Origin of the sequence: Streptomyces catenulae (genome assembly GCF_000718015.1) — a bacterium.
Classification (GTDB): Bacteria; Actinomycetota; Actinomycetes; order Streptomycetales; family Streptomycetaceae; genus Streptomyces; species Streptomyces catenulae.
In genome coordinates, this window is sequence record NZ_JODY01000003.1 from 358,216 (window position 1) to 370,095 (window position 11,880).

Sequence of the window (11,880 nt, forward strand, 5' to 3'; positions counted from 1 at the left end):
GTCTACTTCTCCTTCCGGGCCGCCGGGGCCTTCAGCTCGGGGCGGCCGGGCTGTTCGCCGCCGCGCTGTGCGATGTACTGGGCGGTCGGCACCATGACCTTGCGCCGGAAGACGCAGACGAGGGTGCCGTCCTGGTTGTAGCCCTTCGTCTCGACCTGGACGATGCCGCGGTCCGACTTGGAGCGCGACGGCGTCTTGTCGAGCACCGTCGTCTCGCCGTAGAGCGTGTCGCCGTGGAACGTCGGCGCCACATGCCTGAGCGATTCGACCTCCAGGTTGGCCAGCGCCTTCCCGGAGACGTCCGGCACCGACATGCCCAGCAGCAGCGAGTAGACGTAGTTGCCGACGACGACGTTCCTGCCGAAGTCGGTGGTCTCCTCGGCGTAGTGGGCGTCCAGGTGCAGCGGGTGGTGGTTCATCGTCAGCAGGCAGAAGAGGTGGTCGTCGTACTCGGTGACCGTCTTGCCGGGCCAGTGCTTGTAGACGTCGCCGACGGTGAACTCTTCGTAGGTACGGCCGAACTGCATCGTGCTCACTCCTCCGGAGCCTGGGGCGGGGATGTACGGGCGGCGCGGGCCTGCGCCCAGGTCATACGGGGACCTCCAGCGGGGCGAGCCCGTTCGCCCCGCGGATCTCGTCGACGATACGGCCGATGATCTCGGTGATACCGAAGTCCTTCGGGGTGAACACCGCGGCCACCCCCGCCTCGCGGAGGGCTGCGGCGTCGGCGGACGGGATGATCCCGCCGACGATGACGGGCAGCTCCTCGGCTCCGGCGCGTTCCAGCCGCGCCAGGACGTCCGGGACCAGTTTGGCGTGGGAACCGGACAGGATCGACAGGCCCACACAGTGCACGTCCTCGGCGACCGCCGCCGCGACGATCTGCTCGGGCGTCAGCCGGATGCCCTGGTAGACCACCTCGAACCCGGCGTCACGGGCGCGCACCGCGATCTGCTCGGCGCCGTTGCTGTGGCCGTCCAGACCGGGCTTGCCGACCAGCAGCCGCAGTTTGCCGGTGCCCAGATCGGCGGCGGTCTTCGCCACCTTGTCGCGGACCAGGGCCAGCGGACTGCCGTCCTCCGCCGGGACGGCCAGCGGTGCGCCGGAGACGCCGGTGGGCGCCCGGAACTCCCCGAACACCTCGCGCAGCGCGCCCGCCCACTCGCCGGTGGTGACCCCGGCGCGGGCGCACTCCACGGTGGCCTCCATGAGGTTCTCCGTACCGGCCGCGGCCTCCTTGAGCAGGTCCAGGGCCTCCCGGACGCGCGGGAAGTGGAACGGCTCGCCGCGCCCCTGGCGGTCGGCCAGCTCCTCGCGGGTGGTGCGCCAGTCGGCGAGCGCCCGCACCACGCGCGCCTCCACCGCCGGGTCGACCGTCTGGACCGCGGTGTCGAGGTCGGCGGTGAGCGGGTTCGGCTCGGTGGACTCGAAGCAGTTGACGCCGATGATCTTCTCCTCGCCGGACTCGATCCGCGCCCGCCGCTCGGCGTGCGAGGAGACCAGCTGCGCCTTGAGGTAGCCGGACTCCACGGCGGCCATCGCACCGCCCATCTCCTGGATCCGGTCCATCTCCGCCCGGCACTGTGCGACGAGGGCGTCCACCTTGGCCTCGACGACGTGCGACCCGGCGAACAGGTCCTCGTACTCCAGCAGATCGCTCTCGTGGGCGAGGACCTGCTGGATGCGGAGCGACCACTGCTGGTCCCAGGGGCGGGGCAGGCCCAGCGCCTCGTTCCACGCCGGGAGTTGGACGGCCCGGGCGCGGGCGTCCTTCGACAGCGTGACCGCCAGCATCTCCAGGACGATCCGCTGGACGTTGTTCTCCGGCTGCGCCTCGGTCAGGCCCAGCGAGTTGACCTGTACGCCGTAGCGGAAGCGGCGGTGCTTGGGGTTCTCGATGCCGTACCGCTCGCGGGTGATCGTGTCCCACAGGCGGCCGAACGCCCGCATCTTGCACATCTCCTCGACGAAGCGGACGCCCGCGTTGACGAAGAAGGAGATCCGGGCGACGACATCGCCCTTGCGGTCCTCGGGGACCTGCCCGGAGGCGAACACCGCGTCCAGCACCGCGACGGCGGTGGACAGCGCGTACGCGATCTCCTGGACCGGGGTGGCGCCCGCCTCCTGGAGGTGGTAGCTGCAGATGTTGATCGGGTTCCACTTCGGGATGTGGTGGACCGTGTACGCGATCATGTCGGTGGTCAGCCGGAGGGAGGGCCCGGGCGGGAAGACGTGGGTGCCCCGGGAGAGGTACTCCTTGACGATGTCGTTCTGCGTCGTCCCCTGGAGCTTGGCGATGTCCGCGCCCTGCTCCTCCGCGACCACCTGGTAGAGCGCCAGCAGCCACATCGCGGTGGCGTTGATGGTCATCGAGGTGTTCATCTGCTCCAGCGGTATGTCGTGGAACAGCCGCCGCATGTCGCCGAGGTGGGAGACCGGGACGCCGACCCGGCCGACCTCACCCCTGGCGAGGATGTGGTCGGGGTCGTATCCGGTCTGCGTCGGGAGGTCGAACGCGACCGACAGCCCGGTCTGCCCCTTGGCGAGGTTGCGCCGGTACAGCTCGTTGGACGCCTCGGCCGTGGAGTGCCCGGCGTAGGTCCGCATCAGCCACGGACGATCCTTCTGACGCTCAGTCATGGTGGTGCAACCGCCTATCGGTTCGGACAGTGCGACGGTGCGCTCCGGGCCCGCCGGAGCGCGCGCTCATGCGTCGCGGAAGAGGTTGATCGCGTCGAGGTGCCTGGCGCGCAGCTCCGTGTCGCGGACGCCCAGACCCTCCTCGGGGGCGAGCGCGAGGACGCCGACCTTGCCCTGGTGGAGGTTGCGGTGGACGTCGTACGCGGCCTGGCCGGTGTCGTCGAGGGAGTACACCTTGGAGAGCGTCGGGTGGATCTTGCCCTTGGCGATGAGGCGGTTGGCCTCCCACGCCTCGCGGTAGTTGGCGAAGTGCGAGCCGACGATCTGCTTCAGCGACATCCACAGATAGCGGTTGTCGTACTCGTGCCGGTAGCCCGAGGTCGAGGCGCAGGTGACGATGGTGCCGCCCTTGCGGGTGACGTAGACGGAGGCGCCGAACGTCTCACGGCCCGGGTGCTCGAAGACGATGTCGACGTCCTCGCCGCCGGTCAGCTCGCGGATCCGCTTGCCGAACCGCTTCCACTCGCGCGGGTCCTGCTCGTGCTCGTTCTTCCAGAAGCGGTAGTCCTCGGCCTTGCGGTCGATGATCGCCTCGGCGCCCATCCGCCGGCAGATCTCCGCCTTGTCCGCGCTGCTGACCACACAGATCGGGTTGGCGCCGCCGGCCAGCGCGAACTGCGTGGCGTACGAGCCGAGGCCGCCGCTGGCGCCCCAGATGAGGACGTTGTCGCCCTGCTTCATCCCGGCGCCGTTGCGGGAGACCAGCTGGCGGTAGGCGGTGGAGTTGACCAGCCCGGGGGCGGCTGCCTCCTCCCAGCTGAGGTGGTCCGGCTTCGGCATCAGCTGGTTGGACTTGACGAGCGCGATCTCGGCGAGCCCGCCGAAGTTGGTCTCGAAGCCCCAGATCCGCTGCTCGGGGTCGAGCATCGTGTCGTTGTGCCCGTCGGAGGACTCCAGCTCCACGGAGAGGCAGTGCGCGACGACCTCGTCGCCGGGGTGCCAGGAGTTGACGCCGGGGCCGGTGCGCAGCACCACGCCCGCCAGGTCGGAGCCGATGACGTGGTACGGCAGGTCGTGGCGCCTGGCGAGCGGGGAGAGCTTGCCGTAGCGCTCCAGGAAGCCGAAGGTCGGCAGCGGCTCGAAGATCGAGGTCCAGACGCTGTTGTAGTTCACGGAGGACGCCATGACGGCGACCAGCGCCTCGCCGGGGCCCAGTTCGGGCAGCGGGACGTCCTCGACGTGCAGGGACTTGCGCGGGTCCTTCTCGTGGGTGGCGAGCCCGGCGAACATCTCGGCCTCGTCCTTGTGGACGGTGACCGCGCGGTAGGACTCGGGGAGCGGCAGGGCGGCGAAGTCGTCGCGGGTGGTGTCGGGCGCGAGGATCGCGTCCAGGATTTCGTTCACGGTGTGCCTCCGGCGAAGCGCGTTCAGGAACGGCTTGAGGGAACGTCGGGGGTGGTGCGGGCTGCGGATGAGGGGTCCGCGGAAGTCGGCGCCGGTGAGCGCGGTGTGCCTGTGACGCAGGCGTCCGAACGGGCGGCCCTGACAAGGCCGTTGGGACATCCGGCACACGGGGTGGGGTGTGTGCCGGTCGCTCGGACTCCCTCAACGTATGACACCGGGTGCCAGCGAACAAGACACCGAGTGCCATGACTTTCTCTCAGATGAAAGAAAGTCCTCACATCTGAGCGATGATCGTTCAAAGGGGACCCGAGGGCGCTGCATGATCGATCAAAGAGCCCTCGGATACGCGATGATCGCGCAGGTCGGCCCGGGTTCCCCGGGCATGCCGCGGCCCCCGGGACCGGACGCGCGGCGTCGGGTCCCGGGGGCCGGGGGTGGTACGGGATCGGTGTGCGGGCGGGGGGAGGCGGCGGGCGGCGCCCCCGGGGTCAGCGCTTCTTCAGCGCCCGTTCGATGGTCCGCATGACCTCGTCCAGCGGGGCGTCCGTCCGCGCCACCGTGACCAGCACCTCACCCGTGCGGGAGACCGCCGCGGGCGCGCTCTCGCCCGCGTCGCTGCGCCCGCCGATGCCGGTGCCGAACGTCTCCCGGACGATCTCGAAGGCGTGGTCCAGCTGGGTCTCCACATCGCCCTGGGCACCGGCCCGCAGCCACCGCCGCAGTACGTGGTTGTGCGCGGTGACCACCGCCGACGCGGCGACCTCGGCGAGCAGCGGATCGTCGTCGCCCTCGCGGTGCGCGTCCTCGTCGAAATGGCCCAGCAGATAGCGGGTGAACAGCCGCTCGTAGCGGGCCACCGACGCGATCTCGGCCTCCCGGAGGGTGGGCACCTCACGGGTCAGGTGGTAGCGGGCCACGGAGACCGCGGGGGACGCCGCGTACATCCGCATGACTTCCTTGATGCCGCGGCAGACCGTGTCGAGCGGGTTCTCGTGCGCCGGTGCCGCGTCGAGGACCGCCGCGGCGCGCACCAGGGTGTCGTCGTGGTCGGGGAAGATCGCCTCTTCCTTGGAGCGGAAGTGGCGGAAGAACGTCCGCCGGGCGACACCGGCGGCCGCCGCGATCTCGTCGACCGTGGTCGCCTCGTAGCCCTTGGTCGCGAACAACTCCATGGCCGCGGCCGAGAGTTCGCGGCGCATCTTGAGTCGCTGGGCCGCCGCGCGGCGGGCGCCCGGAGTACTGGTCTCCGGAGTGTCGGGGGACGGGGAACGAGCGGGCTGGGACATGTGGGGACGGTACTTCATATTCCCGCGCCCCGTGGCATTCGGTGCCATCCGCGCCCCGCTGACCAGGGGCGGGCCGCCCGCAGGCGCCAGCAGCCCGCCCCACCGGTCCCGGTCAGCGCCGGGCGTACTCACGGAAGCCGCGGCCCGTCTTGCGCCCCAGGCAGCCCGCGGCGACCAGGTGCTCCAGGAGCGGCGCCGGGGCCAGCCCCGGATCGCGGAACTCCGCGTGCAGCACCTTCTCGATCGCCAGCGAGACATCGAGCCCGACGACGTCCAGCAGCTCGAACGGGCCCATCGGGTAGCCGCCGCCCAGCTTCATCGCCGCGTCGATGTCGTCCGGCGTCGCATAGTGCTCCTGCACCATCTTCACCGCGTTGTTGAGGTACGGGAACAGCAGCGCGTTCACGATGAACCCGGCGCGGTCCCCGCAGTCCACCGCGTGCTTGCGCGCCGCCGTGCACACCTGCCGGACGGTGGCGTGCACCTCGTCGGCGGTCAGCACCGTCCGCACCACCTCGACCAGCTTCATCGCCGGAGCCGGGTTGAAGAAGTGCATCCCGACGACGTCCTGCGGCCGGGAGGTGGCGCGGGCGCAGGCGATGACCGGCAGCGACGAGGTGGTGGTCGCCAGGATCGCGCCCGGTCGGCAGACCGCGTCCAGGCGGGCGAACAGCTCCTGCTTGACCGCCAGGTCCTCGGCCACCGCCTCGACGGCGAGATCGACCCCGGCCAGCGCGTCCAGCGAGCCCGCCGGGGTGATCGCGGCCAGCGCGGCGTCCCGCTCCCCGGCGGTCAGCCGCCCCTTCTCCACCGAGCGCTCCAGCGACCTCGCGATCCGCGCCACCGCCCGCTCCGCCTTCTCCCGGCCACGGGCCGCCAGTACGACGTCGAAGCCCGCCTTCGCGAAGACCTCGGCGATCCCGGACGCCATCGTCCCGGACCCGGCGACACCGACGGCACGCACCGGCCGCCCGCCGCCGCGCCCGCCGCCGTCCGCCGGGGTCTGCGCGTCCGGCACCACGGTGGCCGAGCCCGGCGCCTGGTACGTGTAGAAGCCGCGGCCCGCCTTGCGGCCGGTCAGCCCCGCCTCGGCGAGCTGGCCGAGGATCGGCGCGGGGGCGTGCAGCCGGTCGCCGGAGGCGGTGTACATCGCCTCCAGAACGGTGCGGGCGGTGTCCACGCCGATCAGGTCGAGCAGCGCCAGCGGACCCATCGGCAGACCGCAGCCCAGCCGCATCGCCGCGTCGATGTCCTCCCGCCCGGCGTACCGCGACTCGTACATCGCCGCAGCCTGGTTGAGGTAGCCGAAGAGCAGCCCGTCGGCGACGAAGCCGGGCCGGTCGCCCACCGCGATCGGGTCCTTGCCCAGGTCGCGGGCGAGTTGGGTGACGGCGGTGACGGCGGTCGGCGCGGTCAGCACCGAGGAGACCACCTCGACCAGCTTCATCGCCGGTGCCGGGTTGAAGAAGTGCAGCCCGAGGACCCGCTCGGGGTGCCGGGAGTCGGCGGCGAGCCGGGTCACCGAGAGCGCGTTGGTGCCGGTCGCGATGATCGTGTCCGGGCGCACCACCGCGTCCAGCGCGGCCAGCACCTCCCGCTTGAGTGCCTGGTCCTCGGGCACCACCTCGATCACCAGGTCGGCGTCGGCGGCGGCCCGCACGTCGGGGAAGGTACGGAACCGCGCCAGCACCGACTGCCGCTCCCGTTCGGTGATCCGGCCGCGCTCGACGGAGCGGGCGGTGGCGGCGGCGAGGGCGTCCGCGGCGGTACGGGCGGCGGCGTCGTCGGTGTCGACGCCGATGACCTCCCGCCCGGCGCGGGCGAGGATCTCGGCGAGCTGGCTGCCCATCGTGCCGAGGCCGACGACGGCCACGGTCGTCAGGGGCGGCGTGGCGCCGGACAGGTCGGAGGAGGGATCTGGGGTGGACTGACGGTCCATCGAGGGACTCCAGAGGGTGTTCCCCCGCGCGCGGGGGAGAGTGACGACTGAGGAGTTGCGCCCGGCGGCACGGCCCGGCGTACGGCGTCCACCACGGCAGGGGTACGCGCCGGGGCGGGCCGGACACCGCGGACGGTGCGGGGCGGAGGGGTGCGGATACGCGAAGAGGCGGAGGCGGGCCCTGTCCCGGGGCCGTGCCGTGCTCTCCGTAACGGTGTCGCGGGAAAACCGGGCCGGGCGTGCGGACCGGACCGGGTGGTGCTCACCGAACCGACGTACTACAGGCGGCTGCGTCACCAGGCCGCCGGAGCAGGGGTGCTGCTCGTTCCCCGAGGTTAACCGGTGGGTAACCGCTGGTCCAGGGGTAGGGCGGGGCTTGTAGCGTGGCGCGGGCCACAGCGGGCGGGCCCGGCGGGACATCGGCCGGTCGGCGGGAGAGAAGGCGGCAAATGGAAGAAGAATTCCACGAGTTGACGGACCGGGTGCGTGCCGAACTGCGCACCGCGGACGATCTGGCGGCCTACGAGCGGCTGCTCGGCCTCGCCCGCCGCGGCGGCGCCGCCGCCCGCGACGAACTGGCCGCCGTACTGACCGCGGTGGAGCGCCCGCTGTGGGCCCGGGAGATCGCCGCCTACGTGCTCGGCTGCGCGGGCGACACCCGCGCCTTCGAGACGCTGGTGCTGCTGCTCAACTACCGCGACCCGGTGCGGTGCGCCACGGCCGCCCACGCCCTGGCCCGGCTCGGCGACCCGCGCACCGCCCGCGCGGCCGCCGCCCTCGCCACCAATCCGCTGCGCACCGCCTACGCGCTGCACCCCGTCCGGCTGCTCGCCGAACTGCGGGCCCCGCAGTCCGTACCGGCGCTGATCGCCACCCTGGAACGGCTGACCGCCCCGCACACGCCGTACTGGCGCGTCGCGCTCGCCTGCGTCGAGGGCCTGGGCGCCCTCGGCGACCGCCGCGCGGTCCCCGCCCTGACCACCGCCACGGCCCACCCCCGCCTGGCAGCCGCGGCGGCGGCCGCGTTGGCGAGGTTGGGGGAGGTGGGGGAGGCGTGAGGAAGGGGGAGACGGGGCGGACGGTTGCCGCCGTCCGGGTCTGAGCGCCGGTGCGCCGATTGCGGGCGGGAGCCGCCTCCCGGGGTGCGGGGTGCGGCCTGCCGCCGACCTCGTCCGACCGACTGCCCGTCGAAGCCGCCACTCGGGGCGTGGCCCGCAGCTTCCCTCACCCCACCGGCCGCCGGTAGCGCAGTTCGGGGACGGGCTCGCCGCCGACCTCGTCCGTCTGCTCCGTGCCGTCCGGGGTGAAACCGGCGCGGGCGTAGAACCGCCGGGCCCGGGCGTTGCCGCGTACCACCCAGAGGCGCAGTTCGGCGAAACCGGCTTCCCGGGCGTGCTCCAGCGAGGCGGTCATGAGGGTGCGGCCGATGCCCATGCCGATCAGTTCCGGTGCGACGTACAGCGCGAACAGTTCGCCTACGGGGTCGGGTGCCGTGCCCGGCACCTCCGGTGCGGGCCGGTCCGTGGCGTCCGGCGCGGGCGCGGGCCCGACGCACGCCCAGCCGACGACCGCGCCCGCCCGCTCCGCCACCAGATCGCGGACCGCGGGCGACCGCCGCCGCAGCCGGACGCGCTGCGCCGCGGCCTGTTCCGGCACGCTCAGTCCGTCCAGATACGCCCGCGGCATCAGCCCCTCGTACGCCACCTGCCACCCCCGCACCCGCACCGCGGCCACCGCTCCGGCATCGCCCTCGGTCATCTCCCGGACGCGCACCGGCGCCCCGTCAGCTGTCGTCATGCGGGGACGGTAGGGCGCCCGGCCGGACGGCAGCACGCCCTTTTCCGGGGAGCGGCCTCACAGGAGCGTCAACTGCGTCGGCTGCCTGGGCGGTTCGGGGTGCCCACTGCCGCCTGTGGGCTCGCTCCGTACGGGCCGGATGCGGCGGGCCTCGCCCGGGCGGCCCGGACCTATGCCGAATTCCGTGGCGAACTCGTGGACCTGGCGGGTGATGCGGCGTTGGTACCAGGTGGGGGCGTAGGCGCCGTTTGCGTACAGCCGGTCGTAGCGGGGGAGCAGTCGGGGGTGGTGGCGGGCGAGCCAGGAGAGGTACCACTCGCGGGCGCCCGGGCGTAGGTGGAGGGCGAGCGGGGTGACGGACTCGGCGCCCGCCTCGGCCAGGGCGCGGACCGTGGCGCGGAGCTGCTCGGGGGTGTCGCCGAGGAACGGGAGCACCGGGGCCATCAGCACCCCGCAGCCGATGCCGTGGGCGCGCAGCGTGCGGATCACGTCCAGCCGCCGCTCCGGGGCGGGTGTGCCGGGCTCGACCGTGCGCCACAGCTCCCGGTCGAGGAAGCCGACGGAGACCGAGACGCCGACGTCGGTGACCTCGGCCGCCTGCCGCAGTAGCTCCAGATCGCGCAGGATCAGCGTGCCCTTGGTGAGCACCGAGAACGGGTTGGCCCGGTCGCGCAGTGCCGCCAGGATGCCGGGCATCAGCGCGTACCGTCCCTCCGCCCGCTGGTAGCAGTCGACGTTGGTGCCCATCGCGATGTGCTCGCCGCGCCAGGCGGGGCGCGCCAGCTCGCGGCGGAGCAGCTCGGGGGCGTTGACCTTGACCACGATCTGGGAGTCGAAGCCGGTGCCGGTGTCGAGGTCCAGATAGCTGTGGGTCCGGCGGGCGAAGCAGTAGACGCAGGCGTGACTGCAGCCGCGGTACGGGTTGACCGTCCAGGCGAAGGGCGCCCGGGAGCCGCCCGGGACGCGGTTGACGAGTGAGCGGGCGCGGACCTCGTGGAAGGTCATGCCGCGGAATTCCGGGGTGTCGAACCTCCGGCTGACGGTCTCCGTGCCGAACAGTGCCGACGGGCCCTCGCCCAGATGTTCCCAGCGCATCCTGCCTCCTCGCCGTCCTGTCGATCCCCTCACTACAATAGAACACCTGTTCGTTCGGATGGGTTGCACCCGATTTTGGGCGGGTGGCCCCGGGATGGTTGGCTGAGCGCGCACCGCGGGACCGCGCTGGGCAGGACCGCGCCGAAAAGTGGAGGACAGCACACATGGGTCAGGTCGAGGCCGTCACCGAGCGGGAGATCGCTGCGGACCCGGAGGACGTGTTCGACGCGCTCGCGGACTACACCGGTACCCGCGGCAAGCTGCTGCCCGAGCAGTTCAGCGAGTACGAGGTCCGCGAGGGCGGCGACGGCAAGGGCACGCTGGTGCACTGGAAGCTCCAGGCGACCAGCAAGCGGGTCCGCGACTGTCTGCTGGAGGTCGACGAGCCGACCGACGGGCAGCTCGTCGAGAAGGACCGCAACTCGTCCATGGTCACCACCTGGGTGGTCACCCCGGCGGGCGAGAAGCGCGCCAAGGTCGTCGTCACCACCACCTGGCAGGGCGCCGGTGGTATCGGCGGCTTCTTCGAGCGGACCTTCGCACCCAAGGGCCTCGGCCGGATCTACGACGCGATTCTCGCCAATCTCGCCACCGAGACGGAGAAGTGAGCGACACCGCACCCGGCGGCGTACGCTGCCGCTGATCCGGCGGGCCCGCGCCCGGGCCCGCCGGGTGAACAGAACTCCGGCGGTGGGTTCCCGCGCCTCGTGCAGGGTGCGGGAACCCACCGCCGGTTCGCGTGCGGCGCCCGGCCGACCGGACGCCGCCGCGGGTCAGCCGCGCGACCGGGGCGCCGCCCCGGACACCTGGAGGGCGAAGTCGAACGTCGCCTCCTTGCCGTCGCCCGCGTCCCGCACGTTCATCAGCAGCGCCGGATCGAAGATCGGGTCGGTGTTGTTGCGCGGCTCGCCCGGGAAGTAGAGCTGCGTGGTGAGGATCGGGCCGCCCGGTGCCTGGACCTTCACATGGAGGTGGCGGGTGCGCCCCGGGTAGAGCCCCGGCACGATCGTCGTCAGCGTGAACGCGCCGCGTGCGTCGGTGAACTGATGCCCCCGGAAACGGAATCCGGTGTTGTCGTAGGCGCCGTCGTCGTCCGCCTGCCACCAGTCCAGCAGGACGTCGGCGAGCGGGGTGCAGGACAGTCCGAAGACGAAGCCGCTCACCGTCAGCGGCGTTCCCTGGGTGCCCGGCTCGACGAGCGAGTCGCGCAGCGGCGAGTTGGGCTTGAAGTACGGGCCCTCGATCTGCGGCGGCGTCGGGTCGTCCCCGTCGTCGCAGTAGGGCGTCGGGGTGAGCGGGCCGTCGACGGGCTTGCGGTCGCGGGCCAGCGCGACCCCGCCGAGCAGCATCGTCGCCGGTACGGCCGCGACGGCGGCCTTGAGCACGTTCTTCCGGCTGATCGGACGCGAGGGCCGGTCGGCGGCACCGTCCGGTGCGGCGCCCGGCCGGGGGTCCTGACTGCGGTCGTCTTCCATCGCGCGCTCCTGGGGGAGAGGGGAAGGGGGAGAGAGGGAGGGGGAGAGGGGAGTTCGGTGGGGGGGACGGCGAGGGCGTACGGAACGGACCGCCACGGGCGACGGGCGTCCCCGTCGTCCTGCCACATGGTCCGGACCATGTGGTGCGGGCCGATGACGACAGACGGTAGGGCAGTCGGCGCGGGGCGTTCGAGGGACTGGACGCGGGGGTCATGGTGAATTCCACGGCTCGGGCGGGACACCT

10 protein-coding genes are annotated in these 11,880 nt (G+C 72.4%); 2 read left to right on the top strand and 8 right to left on the bottom strand.

What is annotated here, in order from left to right:
• Positions 1-2: 2 nt before the first annotated feature.
• The 5 genes from IF23_RS0105595 to IF23_RS0105615 form a co-directional block, all read right to left on the bottom strand.
• On the bottom strand, positions 3-527 hold the full coding sequence (locus IF23_RS0105595) for a MaoC family dehydratase (protein ID WP_030280429.1): 525 nt from the start codon (positions 525-527) through the stop codon (positions 3-5).
• A 61-nt stretch (positions 528-588) separates the two neighbouring features.
• On the bottom strand, positions 589-2,640 hold the full coding sequence (locus IF23_RS0105600; RefSeq protein WP_037677373.1) for a protein meaA: 2,052 nt from the start codon (positions 2,638-2,640) through the stop codon (positions 589-591).
• Between the two features lie 66 nt (positions 2,641-2,706).
• A complete protein-coding gene (ccrA, locus tag IF23_RS0105605; protein ID WP_030280432.1) occupies positions 2,707-4,044 on the bottom strand; it encodes a crotonyl-CoA carboxylase/reductase in 1,338 nt (445 codons plus the stop codon).
• A 488-nt stretch (positions 4,045-4,532) separates the two neighbouring features.
• Complete coding sequence (locus IF23_RS0105610; protein ID WP_211266117.1) at positions 4,533-5,330, bottom strand: TetR family transcriptional regulator; 798 nt, start codon at positions 5,328-5,330, stop codon at positions 4,533-4,535.
• A gap of 112 nt (positions 5,331-5,442) precedes the next feature.
• A complete protein-coding gene (locus IF23_RS0105615) occupies positions 5,443-7,269 on the bottom strand; it encodes a 3-hydroxyacyl-CoA dehydrogenase family protein (protein WP_030280436.1) in 1,827 nt (608 codons plus the stop codon).
• A gap of 449 nt (positions 7,270-7,718) precedes the next feature.
• On the opposite strand from IF23_RS0105615, the gene IF23_RS0105620 reads away from it, so the two are divergent.
• Positions 7,719-8,327, top strand: coding sequence for a HEAT repeat domain-containing protein (locus IF23_RS0105620; RefSeq protein ID WP_030280438.1), 609 nt, complete (start codon positions 7,719-7,721; stop codon positions 8,325-8,327).
• A 166-nt stretch (positions 8,328-8,493) separates the two neighbouring features.
• Here IF23_RS0105620 and IF23_RS0105625 read toward each other — a convergent pair whose 3' ends face one another.
• Both IF23_RS0105625 and IF23_RS0105630 read right to left on the bottom strand, forming a co-directional pair.
• Complete coding sequence (locus IF23_RS0105625) at positions 8,494-9,066, bottom strand: GNAT family N-acetyltransferase (RefSeq protein WP_037677465.1); 573 nt, start codon at positions 9,064-9,066, stop codon at positions 8,494-8,496.
• A gap of 57 nt (positions 9,067-9,123) precedes the next feature.
• Entirely contained in the window at positions 9,124-10,161 is a 1,038-nt protein-coding gene (locus IF23_RS0105630; RefSeq protein WP_030280442.1) for an Rv2578c family radical SAM protein, read from the bottom strand.
• 164 nt (positions 10,162-10,325) lie between these two features.
• Here IF23_RS0105630 and IF23_RS0105635 point away from each other — a divergent pair, with 164 nt between their 5' ends.
• Positions 10,326-10,769, top strand: coding sequence for an SRPBCC family protein (locus tag IF23_RS0105635; RefSeq protein ID WP_030280444.1), 444 nt, complete (start codon positions 10,326-10,328; stop codon positions 10,767-10,769).
• 165 nt (positions 10,770-10,934) lie between these two features.
• On the opposite strand, the gene IF23_RS0105640 is transcribed toward IF23_RS0105635, so the two are convergent.
• Complete coding sequence (locus IF23_RS0105640) at positions 10,935-11,636, bottom strand: dioxygenase family protein (protein WP_078653798.1); 702 nt, start codon at positions 11,634-11,636, stop codon at positions 10,935-10,937.
• Positions 11,637-11,880: the final 244 nt, after the last annotated feature.